The 18,865-nt window shown below is 64.1% G+C and carries 17 protein-coding genes; 7 read left to right on the top strand and 10 right to left on the bottom strand.

Annotation, left to right across the window (positions count from 1 at the left end; all coding sequences use genetic code 11):
* Positions 1-4: 4 nt before the first annotated feature.
* On the top strand, positions 5-937 hold the full coding sequence (locus ACWIVK_RS02920; RefSeq protein ID WP_448575054.1) for a cobalamin-binding protein: 933 nt from the start codon (positions 5-7) through the stop codon (positions 935-937).
* Between the two features lie 14 nt (positions 938-951).
* On the top strand, positions 952-1,746 hold the full coding sequence (locus ACWIVK_RS02925) for an ECF transporter S component (RefSeq protein ID WP_448575055.1): 795 nt from the start codon (positions 952-954) through the stop codon (positions 1,744-1,746).
* Here the strand turns inward: ACWIVK_RS02925 and ACWIVK_RS02930 are convergent.
* The 3 genes from ACWIVK_RS02930 to ACWIVK_RS02940 all read right to left on the bottom strand — a co-directional run bounded on the left by ACWIVK_RS02930 (position 1,743) and on the right by ACWIVK_RS02940 (position 6,024).
* Positions 1,743-2,933, bottom strand: a complete 1,191-nt coding sequence (locus ACWIVK_RS02930) for a CaiB/BaiF CoA transferase family protein (protein WP_448575056.1) — start codon at positions 2,931-2,933, stop codon at positions 1,743-1,745. The two genes, ACWIVK_RS02925 and ACWIVK_RS02930, sit on opposite strands and share 4 nt — an antisense overlap.
* Before the next feature lie 99 nt (positions 2,934-3,032).
* Positions 3,033-3,710: a response regulator gene (locus ACWIVK_RS02935; protein ID WP_448575057.1), complete on the bottom strand. Its 678-nt coding sequence runs from the start codon at positions 3,708-3,710 to the stop codon at positions 3,033-3,035.
* A 118-nt stretch (positions 3,711-3,828) separates the two neighbouring features.
* Positions 3,829-6,024, bottom strand: coding sequence for a GAF domain-containing protein (locus ACWIVK_RS02940; protein ID WP_448575058.1), 2,196 nt, complete (start codon positions 6,022-6,024; stop codon positions 3,829-3,831).
* A 157-nt stretch (positions 6,025-6,181) separates the two neighbouring features.
* Here ACWIVK_RS02940 and ACWIVK_RS02945 point away from each other — a divergent pair, with 157 nt between their 5' ends.
* From ACWIVK_RS02945 to ACWIVK_RS02965, 5 genes are all read left to right on the top strand, one after another.
* Entirely contained in the window at positions 6,182-6,946 is a 765-nt protein-coding gene (locus ACWIVK_RS02945) for an MBL fold metallo-hydrolase (protein ID WP_448575059.1), read from the top strand.
* A gap of 19 nt (positions 6,947-6,965) precedes the next feature.
* The gene (locus ACWIVK_RS02950; RefSeq protein WP_448575060.1) at positions 6,966-8,453 is read left to right on the top strand and encodes a hypothetical protein; all 1,488 of its coding nucleotides are present in this window, start codon (positions 6,966-6,968) and stop codon (positions 8,451-8,453) included.
* Positions 8,454-8,547: 94 nt separating this feature from the next.
* The gene (locus tag ACWIVK_RS02955; RefSeq protein WP_448575062.1) at positions 8,548-9,921 is read left to right on the top strand and encodes a L,D-transpeptidase family protein; all 1,374 of its coding nucleotides are present in this window, start codon (positions 8,548-8,550) and stop codon (positions 9,919-9,921) included.
* A gap of 203 nt (positions 9,922-10,124) precedes the next feature.
* The gene (locus ACWIVK_RS02960; RefSeq protein ID WP_448575063.1) at positions 10,125-11,528 is read left to right on the top strand and encodes a cryptochrome/photolyase family protein; all 1,404 of its coding nucleotides are present in this window, start codon (positions 10,125-10,127) and stop codon (positions 11,526-11,528) included.
* Between the two features lie 12 nt (positions 11,529-11,540).
* Positions 11,541-13,094 carry an FAD-dependent oxidoreductase gene (locus ACWIVK_RS02965; RefSeq protein ID WP_448575064.1) on the top strand — a complete coding sequence of 518 codons (1,554 nt, stop codon included), beginning with the start codon at positions 11,541-11,543 and terminating at the stop codon, positions 13,092-13,094.
* Here ACWIVK_RS02965 and mrdA read toward each other — a convergent pair.
* From mrdA to tatA, 7 genes are all read right to left on the bottom strand, one after another.
* A complete protein-coding gene (gene mrdA, locus ACWIVK_RS02970) occupies positions 13,088-15,262 on the bottom strand; it encodes a penicillin-binding protein 2 (protein ID WP_448575065.1) in 2,175 nt (724 codons plus the stop codon). The two genes, ACWIVK_RS02965 and mrdA, sit on opposite strands and share 7 nt — an antisense overlap.
* 103 nt (positions 15,263-15,365) lie before the next feature.
* Positions 15,366-16,340 carry a ribose-phosphate diphosphokinase gene (locus ACWIVK_RS02975; protein ID WP_448575066.1) on the bottom strand — a complete coding sequence of 325 codons (975 nt, stop codon included), beginning with the start codon at positions 16,338-16,340 and terminating at the stop codon, positions 15,366-15,368.
* A 4-nt stretch (positions 16,341-16,344) separates the two neighbouring features.
* Positions 16,345-17,103 (bottom strand): ribonuclease III, encoded by a 759-nt coding sequence (rnc, locus tag ACWIVK_RS02980; protein WP_448575067.1) that lies wholly within the window; start codon positions 17,101-17,103, stop codon positions 16,345-16,347.
* A 3-nt stretch (positions 17,104-17,106) separates the two neighbouring features.
* Entirely contained in the window at positions 17,107-17,541 is a 435-nt protein-coding gene (locus ACWIVK_RS02985; RefSeq protein ID WP_287417063.1) for a hypothetical protein, read from the bottom strand.
* 94 nt (positions 17,542-17,635) lie between these two features.
* Positions 17,636-17,995, bottom strand: a complete 360-nt coding sequence (locus ACWIVK_RS02990) for a DUF190 domain-containing protein (protein WP_448575068.1) — start codon at positions 17,993-17,995, stop codon at positions 17,636-17,638.
* Between the two features lie 10 nt (positions 17,996-18,005).
* The gene (crcB, locus tag ACWIVK_RS02995) at positions 18,006-18,374 is read right to left on the bottom strand and encodes a fluoride efflux transporter CrcB (RefSeq protein WP_448575069.1); all 369 of its coding nucleotides are present in this window, start codon (positions 18,372-18,374) and stop codon (positions 18,006-18,008) included.
* 141 nt (positions 18,375-18,515) lie between these two features.
* Entirely contained in the window at positions 18,516-18,719 is a 204-nt protein-coding gene (tatA, locus tag ACWIVK_RS03000; protein ID WP_015922329.1) for a twin-arginine translocase TatA/TatE family subunit, read from the bottom strand.
* Between the last annotated feature and the right edge of the window lie 146 nt (positions 18,720-18,865).

Below are 18,865 nucleotides of genomic sequence, written 5' to 3' on the forward strand. Positions count from 1 at the left end.
TCCAGTGCGCATCGTCTCGCTCCTACCGAGTCTCACCGAGATCTGTTGGGCATTGGGGCTCAGCGACGAACTCGTCGGCGTGACGCACGAATGCGATTATCCGCCCGCAGTGCGTTCCAAACCGCGCGTCACGCGCAGCCTGCTGCCGCCAGGCCTCAGCCACGCGGAGATCGATGCAGCGGTCCGCGAGCGCACTGCCGCAGGGTTGCCGCTCTATGCGCTCGATACGGAACTCCTCGCCACCCTGCAGCCGGATCTCATCCTGACCCAAGCGCTCTGCCCGGTCTGTGCTGTCTCGATCGATGACGTTTGCCAGCTCGCCGCTACTCTTCCCGGTCCACCACGCGTGCTGTCGGTCGAGCCGACGACGCTCGAGGAAATCCTGACGTCGGTCGAACTCGTCGCTCGAGAGACCGGGCGCGAGCGAACGGGGCACGCCATTGTTTCGGCGCTTCGCCAGCGGCTCGCGTGGATCTCGGCGCGATTGGCTGGTCGAACGGCAGAGCCGCGAGTCATCTGCTTGGAGTGGCTCGAGCCCCCGATCGTCGCAGGTCACTGGGTTCCGGAAATGGTCGCGGCAGCCGGTGGCGCAGACGTGCTGGGTATCGCCGGACAACCCTCGTACACCGTGACCTGGGAGCAGATAGCAGCCCTCGAGCCGGATGTTCTGGTCGCTATGCCTTGTGGGTACACCCTTTCCGAGACGGTCGATTTGGCTCGCCAGCTCCTCCGCCACCCTATCCTCGAGTCGATCCCGGCGGTCCAGCGGGGTGCGCTCTGGGCGGTGGATGCCTCCGCCTACTTCAGTCGCCCCGGTCCGCGCATCGTGCGTGGCGTCGAAATTCTCGCCGCCATCTTGCATCCGGAACGCTGCAGCAGCGAGGTGCAGCGCCTCGCTGTTCCCGTGCGTACCGGTACTCTACTGGCTCAAGCATGACGATGCTTTTGCGGGTGACGAGCACGGCAAGTCTGCTGCTCGCCAGCATCGGCGGGCTGCTCGCGTTTTTCTATCCGTTTCTGCTCGCGGCAGCCGGCTACGATCCAGGTCCGACACGAGGCATCGAGGTACCGCTGCTCTTTGCCGCCCTCGCCTTGCTTTCGCTCATCGTGCTCGTGACCGGGTTCGCCGATGACGCGGGAACCTTCGCAGATCGAGCCAGGACGATCGCTGTCCTCGCCGTACTGGTCGCTGTCGATAGCCTGCTCCGGTTCGTCCCGAGCCTGATCGGAGCCAGTCCGATCTTTCTCCTGATCGTGCTCAGCGGCTATGTCTTCGGAGCACGGTTCGGCTTTCTCATGGGTGCCCTCACCTTGCTCGTCTCGGCCGCACTGACGGGCGGCATCGGTCCTTGGTTACCCTTTCAGATGCTGGCAGCCGGATGGATGGGTCTCACTGCCAGCTGGCTCCCCCAGTGGCGAGGATGGCCGCGCCGCCTCGTTCTCGTCGCTTTCGGTGCCTTTTGGGGGTTCGCGTTCGGCGCGCTCATGAACCTGTGGTTCTGGCCGTTCGCAGCACCTGGCGTCGCGGCGAGCGGCGGCATCTACTGGACACCAGGCATGACGCTGCGCGAGACGATCGCTGCCTACGCGCGCTTCTACGTCGCGACCTCCCTCCTCTTCGATGGAACGCGAGCACTGGGCAATGCCGCATTGCTTCTCTTGCTCGGCGAACCGCTCGTCATGGTGCTGGAACGCTGGAAAGTTCGCTCGCACTGGCACCCCTGGTACGAGCTCCCGACTGACTAGATGGCTCCTACCTGGCGCATAGCCGCGATCTCATCCGACGTGTAACCGAGTTCGCCGAGCACTTCCTCGGTGTGCTCGCCCAAGAGCGGAGGGTGACGCTGGATACGAGCCGGCGTACGGGAAAAACGCCAGGGAAAACCGGTCTGGTCGACCATACCCAATGTGGGGTGTGGGATGCGCTGGTGCAATTCGAGGTGTTGCACTTGCGGATCAGCGAAGACTTCCGGAACCGTGTAGATCGGCCCACACGGCACTTGGGCAGCATCGAGCCGCTGCACGATCTCGGCAGTCGTGAGCGTGCGCGTTACCGACTCGATCCGCTCGACCAGCTCCGGCAAGTTGGTGATCCGGCCGGCATTGGTCGCGAATCGCTCGTCCTCGAGCAAGTCGTCCAACCCGAGCGCGCGGCACATGCGCGTGAAGATCGCATCGTTCCCCGCCGCGATATTGACGTGCCCATCGGCACTGCGGAACGTCTGGTAAGGCGCGACGATCGGATGCGCGTTCCCGGTCCGCTTGGGTGCTTCCCCCGTGGCGAAGTAGATCCCCGCTTGGTAGGTGAGGAGCGCGACTTGGCCACCCAGCATGGAGGTATCGATGTACTGCCCTTCACCGGTCTGGGCACGATGATAGAGTGCGGCAACGATCGCCAGAGCAGCGAACATGCCGGCACCGATATCGGCGATCGGGACACCGAAGCGCACTGGCTCCCCCTCAGGAAACCCAGTGACGCTCATGAGGCCTGACATCCCTTGCACGATGAGGTCGTACGCCGTGCGGTCCTTGCCTGGTCCGGTCTGGCCGAAACCTGAGATCGAGCAGTAGATGATCTGCGGGCGCCGCCCCCGTACCGCTTGATAGCCGATACCCAGTCGGTCGACCGTCCCCGGGCTGAAGTTCTCGACGACGACGTCAGCGCGATCGACCAGTCGCCAGAACACCTCTTGGCCCGCTGGATGCTTGAGATCGAGGGTGATGCTCCGCTTGTTCCGATTCACCGAAAGGTAGTAGGCGCTCACACCATCGATGAACGGTGGTCCCCAGGCTCGCGTATCGTCGCCGGCTCCGGGGCGCTCGATCTTGATGACGTCTGCACCGAGGTCACCGAGGAGCATCGTGCAGTAGGGGCCAGCCATCACGCGCGTGAGATCGACGACGCGCACACCGCTGAGGGGCAGTCGCTCCATGATCCCTTCGCCTCCCACCCATCCAAAGACAACGACGAACGCCACCGACACCGGTGGCGCATCACATACTGTGCCACATGGTAGCTCGCAGCGCCACACTCAGCGACGCGGCACGTCAGTCGGACGGGGAACCAAGCCGTGCGAGATGGCGTAGATCACCGCTTGTGTGCGATCCCGCACTCCCAGCTTTTGGAACAGGGCAGAAAGGTTATTTTTGACCGTGCTCTCAGCCAGATTGAGCGCATCCGCGATCTGGCGATTGTTGTACCCCTGTGCCAACAACCGCAGCATGGTCAGCTCACGATCCGAAAGTTCCTGACCGCGAGTCGGTGCCTTCGTGAGAAGCCGTTGGTACTCACGCATCAGGATCGGGGCAAGATCCGGGTCGATCGTGGCACCACCCTCGGCAGCGACATGGATCGCCCGCAGCAATTCCTCCGGCTTGCTGTTTTTGACGAGATAACTGCGCGCTCCGGCGCGAATAGCGTGGAGGACATACTCCTCGTCGTCGTGCATCGTCAGCATGACGACATGAACATGCCGGTACTGTTGCACGATCGCCTCCGTCGCACGGATTCCATCCATTCCCGGCATGTTGATGTCCATGAGCACCACATCTGGCTGGAGCTCGGCGACCATGTGTAGCGCGTCCTGCCCATTGGCTGCTTCACCGACGACCTCGATCGCAGGATCGGTCTCGATCAGCTGGCGCAGCCCTTCGCGAAAGAGGTCATGGTCATCGACGATCAGAACCCGAATCCGACGTTCGTTCCCCATCTCGCGCTCCCGCTCAGCCTACCCATCACAGGTTGGGCTCTGCTCACTTTCTGCTTCATTCAACTCCAAGTCTCGCTCAGTTGTCATCACCGGAACGTCCTGATCTTTCCGATGGTGCTCACGACACTGGCCTGAGCGGCACGGTGCATGCGATGGCTGTCCCGCCATCCGGCAGTCCTGCGACGTGCAGCGTGCCACCGAGCAATCGGATCCACTCGCCCGCCAGCGCAGCACCGGGCAACTCATCCCAGGCAGCGCGCCCAGTCCAGCGAGCATCGTCAGCAATGACGAGCACGATCGTGCCATCCGTTCGCTGACGGAGCCGGATCACCAGTTTGCGCACGCCGAGCGGCAGCCGTGTCCGCTCCACCAAAAGCCGAACCAGACCGAAGAGCGATTCCTCGACGTGCCGCTCGGGACGCTGCCACAGCTCCCCCAAGAACTCCACTTCCAGGCCATGGGCGCGCTGCAACTGTACGGCATAGTCCCGGAGAGCAGCTGCGAGCCCGAGATGCTCCAGCGAAGCCGGGCGTTGCCGGAAAATGGTATCCCGCAGTGCTGCGATGTGGCCAGCCAGGAGATCGCGCACCTGTTCTAATTCGAGGAGCGTCTGTTCCACCGGCTGGTGATCGACACGCCGCGCCGTCAACTCGATCCGGTATAGCGACGAGGCCAGGCCTTGCAGGATCGTCGTATGGATGGCGTCGACGAGCGTCCGCCATTCCTCCGCATGCTGGACCAACGCATCGCCCAAGGCGCGTTGACGACGCATCTCCGCGAGATCACGATCCAGACGAGTAACGAGGCCAGCCGCGCCTGCCTCCAAGAGGGAAACCAGGTCGGTGACGAGTCGTTCCGCTTTCGCTGTAGCCTGCTCCTCATGCATTACGATGACCAGGCTACCACGCACTGTCCCCAGCGGGGCAGTCATGACCCAGGCCCGCTCCAGGCTGAGCGGCACCACCGGTCGCCACGTCGCCCAACGCTCTGGGCCGAACACCGCTACAGGACGCTGGGGAAAAGCCAGTTGGGCCGGGGAGCGTTCACGATCGGTCTCCACGAGCACGCGCGGTTCCCCCTGGACAACCCAGAACCAGACGAAACGCTCGTCCCGCTCCAAGACGATACCGGTCGCGATGACCCCGGGTACGCTCTGCGCACGGCGCCAGAACGCCTCAGCGACGACGGTCGGTCCACTGGCACGCAACAAAGCATCCAGGAGAAGCTCGCGACGTTCGATGCCAGCCTGGTCAGCAATCGCTCGCTCCTCCCGCTCGACGAATCCCACGAGCGTCAGCAAGCTCGGGGCGAGTTCGGGGACCAGAACCTGGGCACGCTCCTCTCCCCCTTCGTCACGATCTCGCCAAGCCAGAACGAGAACGCCGCGCGCAGCAGTGCCGGTGACTGGAAGCGGAAAAGCGAGGGTTTCGGCCATCACGACAGGGAAAATCAGTTCGCTCCCGGAGCCGGCCCGCCACCGCTGCGGCCGGCCGTGCTCCAACACGCTCCGCACGAGCAGGAGGACGCGGGCGGAAGTCAAGGCGGTCGGATCGGGCATCAGTTCAGAGGAGGCCGACGCCGCGAGCAGTTCGACGCCTTCCTCGGGCAGCCAGCGGAGCAACAGAACCGCACTCGCTCGGACCCGCCAGCGCAGCGTCTCCGAGATCCGCGCCAGAACTTCGCGCGCGCTCCCTGGAAACGCCAGTGCCTGCCGTACCAGTTCCGCTGCCTGGTCGGCAGGCAGCGGCTCGCCCGCTCCCACGACTCGCCCCACCAACGGGCCGAGAAGTGCAGCCAGGACGATGGCACGTGCGCGCTCCTCGGCCGAAAACGGTTCCGGCCGGGTGCGTGCCACGTCGAGCCGCCCCACCATCGCCCCACCGGCATGCAACGGTGCGACCAGAACGTGCTGCACACCGGACCGCCGCAAAGCCGCCCGCTCCTCAGCTGTCAAGAAACCTTCGGCGAGCGGACCATCCAACGAACCGACAGCCAGCATCCCAGGAGCGAGCCGGTCGAATCCGGTCGGTGTCGGCCGCGGGGAAGAAAGGGGTTCCCGACCGTCGCCCACCTCTGCCTGCAACACCAGCTCGCTCCGCGCCGTCATGCGCCAGATCCGCGCGATCTGTGCTGACAGTACCTGACAGGCAATCCTCGCAAGCTCGGTCCAGTCCAGCTGATCGGCGCTAGCACGCATTCCCAGATCGAGCAACCGCTCGACCCAAAACGGGACTACGCCACCCCCCATGCCTGGTGCTTCCGAGTGGCTGCGCGCTTGTCCGCGGCTCAGCCAACGCAAGCGATGCTCGGTCATGCTGCACCTTTCGCGTGCAGTTCACTGACTGCACTCACCGAAACGATCGACAGCGTCCCAACGTCGAGCGAGTATCATCGGTACCGATCTGTTGGGGAGACTCGTCCTCAGGCAGCCATAGCCTCAGTGTCGGAGCGACGAGAGTGGTAGAACGAGCGTGCTCGGACTGACATTTCTCGGAACAGGAACCTCCAACGGAATACCCGTCATCGGATGCCGCTGCCGAACCTGCACCTCGGTCGATCCACGCGATCGACGAACGCGCTCGTCGGCAGTGCTGCATCTCGGGGAACACAACGTGTTGATCGATACTGCTCCGGAACTTCGCCTGCAGGCGATCGCCACCGGCCTGAGTCATATCGAGGCTGTTCTCTTCACGCACGCGCACGCTGATCATGTCGCCGGTTTCGATGATCTGCGCCAGTTCAACTACCTGGCACAAGCACCGCTGCCCATCTACGCAGATCCGGAAACAGCTCGTGAATTGCGTGTTCGCTACGGCTACGCGTTCAGCGAGCCTTTGCCGTTCTACGGCGGGAAACCGGATCTCCGCTTGCACGAGTTCGTTGGTCCCTTCCACCTCTTCGGGTACGAGATCGTCCCCATCCCGGTCGACCACGGTCGGTGGACGGTGTACGGCTTCCGCTGCGGCCCGATCGCCTACGTGACCGATGCGAAAACCGTTCCTCCTCGCTCCATCGAGCTGCTGCGTGGCGTCACTGTCCTGGTTCTCAACGCACTCCGCGATCGACCCCATCCGACGCACTTGAGCGTGGCAGAAGCTCTGACCATTATCGAGCAAGTTTGCCCGGAACGGGCATACCTGACCCACCTCAGTCATGAGGTGATGCATGCCGACTGGAGCTCAAAGCTTCCACCCGGTGTGCAACTCGCGTACGATGGGCTCCAGATTTGGGTATGAGGAGGGGGAAGCGAGTCCGGTGTCACGCTGGTCCTCGATCGCCTCGATCATCAGCATCCTGACTGCTCTCCTGTGGCTGCCGAGTCATCGGTTAGCTCGCGCTGAACCAGGTTTTGCGGACCCTGCCTTCGCAGCGCGCTGGGAACGCGTCGACCGTCCGGTTGCAGCCGGAGCGACCCAGCGCTCCTGGGTCTGGGGACCTGCTCCGCTCACCGGTCCCTTGCACGAACGGTACCAAGAGGCGCCCGAGCGCGCTCGTCTCGTCCAATACTTCGACAAAGGTCGCATGGAACTGACGCATCCGGATGGTGATCCGACTTCACCTTGGTACGTCACGAGTGGGCTCTTGACGCGTGAACTCGTCAGTGGGTCGATCCAGGTCGGAGATCAGCTCTTCCTGGACGCGGGCAGCGGAGCGCGCGTGCCGATCGCCGGGGATCCTGATAACCCGTTTCCCACCTATGCGGATCTGGCCAGTGTGATCGATCGTTCGCAACCCGATCGAACTGGGGAGCACGCGATCGCCTCGCTCACTCCTCAGGGATGGCAAGAGTATCCGGCAGCAGCTGGTGACCCCGGGGCAGAGTTCGTCCGCTATGTCACGTACAGCGGACCGGTCGGTGAGCCGGTCGGGTACAACATTCCGCGCGCTTTTTGGGAATTCATGACGCAGGCCGGGCTGGTATGGCACGGTGGTAGCTTGGTTGCGGAACGCCCCCTTTTCGACTGGCTGTTCGTTCTCGGTTATCCCATCGCTGATCCCTTCTGGATCCGAGTGCGGCTTCGTGGCGAACCGACTTGGGTTCTCGTCCAGCCGTTCGAGCGACGCATCCTCACCTATACCCCGAACAATCCACCAGGTTGGCAGGTCGAGATGGGAAATATCGGTTCGCACTACCTCCAGTGGCGGTACAGCGCGACTCCACCCGTTGCGGTCGCGTCCAGCGCCGGGTACTTCGGCATGCTCCCAGGTACGCGGTCCGTCTTCGCGACCAGTAGTCGCAGCGACGAAACCTGGCAGGTGATCGGCCCGAATACTCGCTTCGTCGCGGGAGCGCAACTCGTCGCTCGCGAGGAACTGCGCGGATCGAGTCGCTGGATCACCTACTGGCGAGTGACCGAGTCAGGGATCGCGCTGGCCGGCTGGGAACGATTCACGCGAGCAGGAACATTCATCGAAATGGTCCTCTTTTGGCCAGCCTTACACGTCATCGGTGCGGGTGACTTGGTGGAGGGGACCGTCCGCGAGACCACTGCCCTCTATCTCTCGACGCGTGTCAGCGCCCATCCGATCACCCTGCGTGTCCAGGTCGATGAGCAAACACTCGTCGGCACGCCCTATGGGGTAGTTCCAGCTTGGCGACTCTCGCTCCAGACGAGCGATCCCCCGACCTTGGTCCCTGCCTATCTCGTGAGCACGGTGTGGTTCAGCCCCAACGTGGGTATCGTCCAGTGGACCAGCGATCGATATGCCGCGCAGCTTCGGGAGTTCTCCGCTCCCTCCTGAACGGATGGAACCGATCGCGACGAGTGCGCGTTAGACTGTATGAGGAGACCCGGTTTCACCGGGAACTCACTCCGGGGTAGGGAAGGGGTCAGCGATGCCTCGTCGCCTCGCGTGGTTCATCGGAATGGTGCTCTTCTGTGCGCTCGTTTCGCCCTTCCTCTTGCCAGTTCGTCACGCACATGCCGTCGAATGGCAAAATCTCGTCCTCTATTTCCCACAGACGGGTCACCACCTCAGTGGAGAGTTCCTCTGGGCGTGGATCAGCAACGGCGGACTCATGACCTTCGGCTACCCGATCACCGAGCCGTTCACTCAGGATGGCATGGTGGTCCAGTACTTCGAGCGGGCACGCTTCGAGTACCATCCACAGAACAGCGGGACACGTTACGCGGTGCTCGCCACGCTCCTCGGCAGTTGGCTCGCCGAAACGCGACGCAACGAGCCGGCCTTCCGCCCGATCGTCGCCGACAATCCGGCGGCCTTGAACAACGACCCGCAGCGCCGCTATTTTCCGGAAACCGGTCACACCTTGGCCTACGGTTTCAAGTCCTACTGGGAAGCGAACGGGGGACTGTACACGTTCGGCTACCCGATCTCCGAGGAGTTCACCGAACGGAATCCTGATACCGGCGAGCTCTACACGGTTCAGTACTTCGAACGAGCCCGGTTCGAATACCATCCCGAAAACCAAGGAACTCCCTTCGAGGTCTTGCTCGGTCGGCTCGGGGCACAGTATGCTCGAGCCCGCGGAGTCGATACCCGGCCTGTCCCGAAGCGTCCCGATGCGATCGAGGTCCCAGCGCAGCTGCTCGACTATCGCTGGTCGCGGGCCGTCGCGACCGATGACGGCGCGATCTTCGGTCGGGTGACCGCACCTACCCTGGCGATCCGCAATGCCCCTTCGAACAGCGCTCCGGCAGTCGCATGGACCTATGCCCGGCATCCGGTTCCCATCCGTGGACTCACGCTCGGTGACCCGGTCGGAGGGAATCCGATTTGGTACGAACTGGGAGACGGTCGCTACGTGGCAGCCGCCTGGGTCGAGCCGCTCGTGCCGGATATTCCACCGCGCCGTTTCGGTGGCCGGTGGGTCGACGTCAGCCTCCGGTCCTTCTACGCTGTGGCATACGACGGCGATCGTCCCGTTTATGTGGCGATCATCACTGCCGGAAGAGACGGGAAGACACCGGTCGGCGTCTTCCGGATCTTCTATCGCGTCCGCAACGAGACGATGGACGCAGCCACTGTCGGGATCCCGCCGGGTTCCCCCGGCTACTATTATCTGACGAACGTTCAGTTCACCCAGTATTTCAAGTCAGGTGGCTACGCGCTCCACGGCAACTATTGGACTCCGCCTGCACAATTCGGGGGATTCACCTCCAATGGTTGCGTGGGGCTGATGAACAGCGACGCCGAGTGGTTCTGGAATTTTTTGCAAATCGGCTCGGTGGTGAGTATCCATTATTGAGGGCGCTTCCGCAGAGTCCGAACGGAGGTGCTGCCAACACGCTCGAGTGCGCATCGATTCCTGGCGGCGATATCGTGCTGGAACAGCGGCTGCTTGCCCCCGTCCTCCCGACCCAGAAATGCTGAACCCTTCTTTCGGGAGAGCGACGACACGACCGCGCGGCTGATGTCCGATGACGTACCGAGAAAGCAGGCCGAGCGATCATGGCAACCGTCGTTTGGTGGATCCGACGCGATCTCCGTCTCCACGACAACCAGGCACTCGCCACAGCACTCACCCACGCGCGCGAACTCGTGCCGCTTTTCGTGCTCGATCCCATCCTGCTCTCCGGCCCGACCAGTAGCCAGCGGCGCAACGCGTTCCTCTTCGCGGCGCTCCGCTCACTAGACGCAGCACTCCGCCAGCGCGGCAGTCGCTTGATCGTTCGCACCGGCCGTCCCGAGCAGATTCTCCCCGCCGTCGTTCGCGAGTGTGGGGCGACACTCGTCGTAGCCGAAGCGGATGGCTCACCCTACGCTCAGCGACGCGACAGGGCAGTGGCGCAGCGTACCCCCCTCCAACTCGTCCCGGGTTTGACCCTGCGACCACTCGGCTCGGTCCGCGCGCCGACCGGTGAACCGTATCGTGTCTACTCGCAATTCCGTCGCGCCTGGTTCCGCCTCCCGATCCCGAGCCCGCAGGACGTGGTGCCCGCGCCCACGCAGCTTCCACCAGTCCCACGCGTAGCCAGCGAGCCGATTCCCGATTCACCTGTTCCCGTACCAGAGCGGTTCGCTCCGAGTGAGGACGCAGCACGACGCCGTTTGGATCGTTTCCTCGACCAAGGGCTGGCGTCCTATCACACGCGGCGGAACACCTTGGACGGAAGCGGCTCCTCGCAGCTCTCGCCCTATTTCCGCTTCGGGCTCTTGAGCATACGCGAGGCCTGGTGTGCAGCAGCACGGTACCTGGATGACCCGAACGCGGCCGCTGGAGCCCGCGCCTGGCTCGACGAACTCCTCTGGCGGGAGTTCTATCAGCACCTTTTAGCCGCTTGGCCGGAGAGCGCGCAAACGAGCATGCAGGCCGAATTCCGCGGCGTCGCTTGGCCTGGGCGTGACGATGCCTTCGCGGCCTGGCAAGAGGGACGCACCGGCTTTCCGGTCGTCGATGCCGCGATGCGCCAACTCCACAGCGAGGGGTGGATCAGCAACCGTGCTCGAATGATCGTCGCCAGCTTTCTCTCCAAGCTGCTCCTCGTCGACTGGCGAAGGGGCGAACGCGTCTTCCGCCGCGAGCTCGTCGATGGTGACCTGGCAGCCAACGTCGGTGGCTGGCAGTGGTCAGCTGGGACCGGAACCGACGCCGCCCCGTATTTTCGGATCTTCAACCCGGTCTTGCAGGGTGAACAGCACGATCCGGACGGCCGCTGGGTCCGAGCCTGGCTGCCCGAACTGGCTGGAGTGCCGCGGGAGTACCTCTTCGCACCGTGGCATATGCCCGTCGAGGTTCAGTTGCGCTCAGGCTGCCGGATCGGCCGCGACTACCCGGCACCCATCGTCGAGTACGAGACTGCTCGTGCCCGCGCGCTCGAGTGGTTCCGATCTGTCCGGCAAGTGCAAGCCTGAGGAGTGCTCCGCATGACATCCCCGCATGCTCCACGGATCGTCGTCATCGGCGCCGGCATCGCTGGGCTCGCCGCTGGTGCGGCACTGGCCCATGCGGGAGTCCCAGTCACCGTGCTGGAGGCCCACATCTACCCTGGTGGGTGCGCAGCCACGTTCCGCTATCAGGGCCATTGGTACGATGCTGGTGCGACCCTCGTCGCTGGACTGGCTCCGAGAGGACCGCTCCAATTGCTCGGGCGCGCCGCTGGGATCGAGGCTTGGCCAGCACGGCTCTGCGATCCGACCATGGTCGTCCATCTGGAGGACGGCATGGTGGTCCCCCGCTACGCTGACGAGCGACGCTGGGAGACGTACTGCACGCTCTTCCCCGGCAGTCTGCCCTTCTGGTCGTGGCAGGAGAAGACGGCACGCCTTCTCTGGGATTTCGCCTTGCGACTCCCCGAGCTTCGACCCCGCTCGTTCGGCTCTTTCCGTGACCTGGTCGCAGCCGGCGCGCAGTGGTTCGTCGCTGCCCGCCCGTCGCCCGCGATCGTGCTCGACTTGTGGCGTCCCCTGGCGCGACATCTGCCGGACGATCCCGTCTTCCGCCGCTTCATCGATGCTCAGCTCCTCATCGCCGCGCAGGGTCTCGCGGCGGAGATCTTTGCGCTCTATGGCGCCGCCGCACTGGACCTGCCCAATACTGGTGTGGCCGAACTGGCCGGTGGTACCGGGACGATCGCCCGTCTGCTCGTCGAAGCGATCCAACGACATGGCGGCTCGGTCCATTTCCGCCAAGAGGTGGACGCGATCGAACGCACGCGCACCGGTTGGCGCCTCCGAACCCGGCAAGGATCGGTTCTCGAGTCGTCGCATCTCGTGGCGAACCTCACGCCATGGGGACTGGCACGTCTTTGGCCCGAGGCGCCGCACTGGTTACGCTCCCGAACTGCGCGTCCACCGCGCGGCTGGGGAGCCTTCATGCTCTATCTGAGCCTGGACAGTAGCGCCATCCCGCCAGGCACGCCGATCCACCAGCAAATTCTCGCATCCGGTCAACTCGGCGAGGGGCGTTCGGTGTTCCTCTCGCTCAGTCCAGAGTGGGACAGCCGCCGGGCACCGGCTGGCCGCCGAGTCGCCACGATGAGCACGCACACGCGCTACGAGCACTGGTGGCAGCTCGCCCACGCCGATCGGGCAGCATACGAGGCCGAAGTCGCGCGCTACACCGAGCGCATGGTGGAGACGGCCGCGCGGGCATTGCCCTGGCTTCCGGGCGCGATCCGCGCCGTGTTGCCGAGTACACCCCTCGCGTTCCAGCGCTTCGCCCGGCGCCCCTGGGGCTGGGTCGGCGGTTTTCCGCAGCGCCACCCGTTCGTCGGTTGGCCGACGGAGATCGTGCCGGGCTTGTATCTGGTAGGCGATAGCGTCTTCCCCGGCCAATCGATTCCGGCGACGGCCCTCGCGGGACTCCGCGTCGCGCGCCGGATCTTGCGAGCACTCGGTGCGGAGCTCCTACTCGCTCCGCAGGAACCGCGCGTGCAGGCACCGGTGGGAGAGGGCGAGCCCGTCATGGCCCATCACTGAAAGAAACCTGCCTGTTGCGCTGCTTCGAGGATCTGCCGCGCGATCGGTGCAGCGACGCGCGACCCTTCCCCGCCGTGCTCCAGCATGACCACCAGGACGAGTTCCGGGGTCTCGGCTGGCGCGATCGCCACGAACCAGGCATGCGGCGCCTCCTGGCCAGACTCGGCCGTACCCGTCTTGCCTGCCACGGAAACCGCAAAACCTTGGAAGGCACTCCACGCTGTCCCGTTCGGCCGAGCGACCACATCGCGTAACGCGGCTCGGATCGTGTCGATCTGCTCTGGTGTCAACGGGAGCGCTCCGCGCGCTTTCGGCTCGGCCCGGAAGCGTTCGCTGCCGTCGATCGCGACGACTCGCTCGACGAGGAACGGCTGCCAGAGCGTGCCCCCGTTGGCCAGCGCCGCATAGGCAGCGGCCAACTGCAGCGGAGTGGCTAGGAAGAATCCTTGGCCGATCGACAGATTGACCGCATCGCCGCGCGCCCAGTAGTCCCCACGTTCCCGACGCTTCCAGCTGGGATCAGGGACCAGCCCAGACGTCTCGGGCAGCTCGATCAATCCGGTCTCCGACCCGAAACCGAAAGCACGCGCCATCTGGGGAAGTAGGTTGGGATCGCGCTCGTCGAGCTGCGCACCGATCTGAAAGAAGACGGTGTTGCAGGACTGGACCAGGGCATCGTGAAGCGTCAACTGTCCCTGCCCTCGCGGGTTCCAGTCGCGCCAGACCACCGAACTTCCCGGGAGACTGAAGGTAGGCGGACAATCGAACCGGCTCTCGGCGCGCAACCCCAGATACGCCATTCCTGCAGCCATGGTCACGACTTTGAAGGTCGATCCGGTGGGATATCCCACCTGCGTCGCACGGTCGATCAGTGGGCGTCGCTGCTCGTCCGTGAGCGCCTGCCATTCGTCGGTTCGCAACCCGAGGATAAAACGATTCGGATCGAAGCTCGGGTTACTCACCAAAGCCCGGATCGCACCGCTCCGTGGATCGATCGCGACGACGCTCCCGACTCGATCGCCGAGCGCGCGGTAGGCTGCCTCTTGCAGGTCGGCATCGATCGTGGTCTGCACGTCCGCCGCCGGCTGTGCCGGGATCTCGGCGAGGAGTCGTCGCTCTCTCCTATCCGGCCCGACGATGACGAGCCGCCCTCCACGGCGACCACGCAAGAAGTCTTCCGCCCAAGCCTCGATCCCCGCTCGTCCGATCCGATCGCCCGGCTCGTAGCCGTCAGAGGCACGCTGCTGGAGTTCTTCGGCAGTGACTTCGGAAAGATAGCCGGTCACGTGCGCGGCCGCCGGGCCGAGCGGATAGACGCGCTCGGGCCAACGACGCACCACGACCCCGGGAATGCCGGCAAGCTGCTCGAGCAAACCGGGATCGATCGGATCGGGGAGCGTCGCGACCGGCATGAACCAATCCGGCTGTCCACCAGCATATCGCTGCCGGATCGTCTCGGAGGGCAGGTTCAAGAGCACACTCAAGCGCTCGAGTAAAAGTTGCTCGTCGCGAATCTGACCCGGTACGACACCCACCTTGTTCACCAAACCCAGCTGGGCGAGCGGTCTTCCCTTCACGTCGAGGAGACGGCCACGCTGGGGAACCGTCGGGATCCACTCGACACGACCGTCACCCAAGTCGGCGACGATGAGCGAGGGGGTCCAATCGACCCGGAACGTGTCCCCTTCGCGGACGACCGGGATCGCGTTATCCTCCTCGAGCCGGCCGACCCGCGTCGTCTCGCGTACCACGTGGATCGGAAAGCGCATGGTGCCAGGTAAGGCCTCTCCCAGCGTGACCTGGAGCGAGCGTTCACCCATTTCGGCCGCGATCGCCTCGTAACGACGGACGAACCGCGCCTCATCGATCTGCTGACGGGCAGCCGACGAAAGGAGCGCATACATTGCCCGGTAGTCCCGCTCTTCCCAAGCGCGCACGAAACGTTCAGCTGCTTCGCGGGCTGTCCGCGGCGCAGCGAACGCGCGCGTCGGTGTGGCTGGTGCACTTCCCTGACCTGCGACTCCGATCGTCGCGGTTTCATGCTGGTTCCCGAACTGGAGCGCGACCGCGACGAGACCACCGGTCACGATCGCGAAGATCAGCAGGCCAGCGACCAGAGATCCCGACGCGCTTCTCCGGTGCGACGAACGGCGCGTAGCGCGTGGCATCCTCGCACCTCACCCGACACTCGTCCGGCTTCGTGCCCGAGAAGCGTTGCATGCTCAGCCGGGCGACGTCAAGCGATGACATCCTTCCCCCGGCGCGGAGAACTCATCGCAAGGGCAGACGCCCGGCACTGCGGTAGGCCAAGCTGACGCTCGCCCCGGTGTGGATCCGCTGGATCGATTCACCGAGCAGTGGTGCCACCGAAAGAACCGTGATCTTGTCCAGCCGCTTGTGTGGAGGCAGCGGGATCGTGTCGGTCACGACGACTTCTTTGATCGGGCTGAGGGCGAGCCGTTCGATCGCTGGTCCGCTCAGGACTGGGTGGGTACAGGCCGCATACACGTCACGCGCACCGCGGGCGATACAGAGCTCGGCCGCTTGGGTGATCGATCCCGCTGTATCGATCTCATCGTCGATCAGGATCACCGATGCGTCATCGACCGACCCGATGAGATTCAGCACCTCGGTTCGATCGTCGTTCCCCAGCCGACGCTTTTCGATGATGGCGAGGGGAGCGTCCAGTTCCTCGGCGAAGTTGCGTGCCCGCTTGGTGCTCCCGAGGTCGGGGGAAACGACGACCGGGTTCTCCAGTCGTTTTTCCTGGAAGTACCGCGCCAGAATCGGCAGCGCGGTCATCTCGTCCACCGGGATGTTGAAGAAACCTTGGATCTGCCCGGCATGCAGATCGACGGTCAGAATGCGATCCGCTCCAGCGACGGTGATCATGTCGGCGATGAGACGAGCAGTGATGGGCACACGCGGTTGGTCCTTCTTGTCGGTTCTGCCGTAGGCGTAATAGGGGATGACCGCGGTGATCCGACCGGCTGACGCGCGCTTGAGGGCATCGATGATGATCAACAACTCCATGATGCTCTCGTTCACGGGACTCGAGAACGACTGGATGACGAAGACATCGTTCTCGCGCACGCTCTCGCCGATGCGTACGAAGATGTTCTCATTGCTGAACTTGAAGACTTCGATTCGTCCGGGTGGGATGTCGATATAGGCGCAGATCGCCTTGGTGAGTTCCGGATTGGAATTGCCACCGAAAATCGTCAGTTGGTCGTAGAGCCCGCCCATCGCCTCAGCCGATCCCCTCCGCCCGCAGCCGCTCGAGTGCACGCCGTGCTGCCTCTTGCTCCGCTGCCCGCTTGCTCGGGCCGTGCCCCACTCCGTACGGGCGCTCGCCGATCATCACTTCCGCCGTGAACGTACGCTGGTGTGCCGGCCCCGTCACTGCAATGGTGCGGTAGACTGGCGTGATACGCAACCGGTCTTGAATCAGTTCCTGGAGCCGTCCCTTGTAGTTCTCGTTCTGGCCGATCGCGATCAGTCCTTCGGCCTCTTCCAATAAGAGCCGGTGCAGGAACCGCCGCACGGCCCGGATACCGCGATCCAGGTAGAGTGCACCGAGCACCGCCTCGAAGGCTCCCGCGAGAATCCGCTCGCGGACTGGCCGCCCCGGTCGGGGCACCTCGCCTCGACCGAGATACAAGAACTCGTCGAGTCGGAAACGCCGCGCCCAGCGTGCCAACGTCGGCGTACGCACCAAGGCCGCGCGGTACGCGGTGAGTTCCCCCTCGCTCGCCGCGGGAAACCGCCGGTAGAGGAACTCGCTCACCAGCAGTTCGAGCACGGCGTCACCGAGAAACTCCAAGCGCTCGTTCGCCTCCTCGACCGCGGCCTGCGTGCTCCGGCTCCGTTCGTAGACATACGAAAGGTGCGTCAAGGCCTGGCGCAGGAGGTCTGGTCGACGGAACTCGACCCCGAGAGCCTCCATCGCCTGCTCGACGCGCTCGTCGCGCCCACTCGACTGGGCTCGCTTCGTCTGCTGGTCCTCCATCGATCAATGAGCCTCGAGCACGCTCGCGAGATCGACCTGCGCGTCGCGCGCCACCCGCTCCAAGGCTTCCCAATCGATCGAGATGATGTACAGGTAATGCATCGGCTGCGTCTCGCGTGTCGTCGACTTGGCGAGACCAGGACCGACAAGGAAATGGATCAACGCTTCCGCCATTTCGTTCTCGTCCCGCCGGCGATCGTCCAGCGTGATGGCATTCCCGCCAGCACGATGGGCCTCGTACGCCCGTCGCAAGCCACGCTGGAACGCACGCGCGAGCTTGTCGGCGAGCTGGTGTTCGCGCCGGATCACACGCCGTTGCTCGGCTGCGATCTCGTGTTCTTCCAACCCAGCCGAAGCCCGCTCGAGGTCTTTGGCCTCCTCGCGACCAGTATAGTGTTCGGCGAGGTAATGCAATAATCGCTGCGCTTCGCTCGCCACGCGCCCCCACCACGACTGCGTACCTGTCGCGCCCCGCCCTACCGGGCAGTTGCAATTGTCGCATATGAGGCACGGAGAAGGGAACCAGGTACCGTCAGTCCTGACCGGAGGCACCCGACCGGCGAACCGCCTGGTTGTGGACCACCTCGCAGTCGACCAGCACGATCAATCCTTGGCTCACCATTTCGCGCAGTCGTGGCAGGACAGCGGCGATCCGCTCCGCTGTTTCGATGACCTCGATGACGATCGGCAGATCGACCGACAGCTGGAGGACACGCGTGGTGTGAACAGCACCGCTCGCCCCGTACCCAGCGATCCCGCGGTGCACGGTCGCGCCTGCGATCCCCTCGTGACGCAGCAGATCGAGGATCGCCGCATAGAGCGGCTTCCCATGCCAATGATCCCGTTCGCCGATATAGATGCGGAGCCACTTCGCCGGTCCGCTCAACTCCATGGCTGGCCCCTCAGAATACCCACCGAACGACGATACTGCCGAGCCATGCGCAGAACACCCCGACGACGAGCGACCCGAAGCCATAGAGGAACGCTGGCAGGATATCACCCTCTTCGAGTAACGCCAACATTTCCCATGACAATGACGAAAAGGTCGTGAAGCCTCCGAGAATACCCACGGCGAGCAACAGACGCACATGACTGGAGAGATAACCGCGCAAAGTCATCTCGAGCACGATCCCGATGAGAAAACTGCCCACGAGATTGACCACGACTGTTCCCCAAGGGAAGAAATCGACCCGACGCTGGGCCAAGATCGTCACGAGATAACGCAGGATCGCTCCGAGAACACCACCCAGAGCGACGAGCCCGACCTCCATGCTGCTCGCTTTCTCTTCGCTCGGTCAGACCCAAAGGAAACCGAGCTTCTCGATCAGAAGCCCGGCCTCACAAATTCTCGATCATGTTTCCGATCGCGCGACATAGTCGGTCAGGAGAGCGGACGCTCACCGTCTCTTCGGTCAGGCGGTCTTGTCCGGGAGATTGCTCTGAGCCTGCTGCGCCTGCTCCGCCCGCTGCGCCTCCTGTGCCTCCCGTGCGGCCTGGCGGAACTCGCGAATGCTTTGCCCGAGCCCTCGCCCGATCTCCGGCAGCTTGCCTGCGCCGAAGATGACGATCACGATGAAGAGGACGATCAGGAGTTCTTGCCAACCTAGTTGCGGCATCGTTCGCCTTTGCCTCCTCCGCTGAACGGCACACGACCGTGCTGAGCCAATTGAACACCCTCCGCCCGCCTGCGGCAACTCCCCTCTGCCATCAGCTGTCACGCTGGCTCGCATGCTGCACACCGATTCGACAGCACCGGCATGCG

It is taken from the genome of Thermomicrobium sp. (assembly GCF_053493975.1).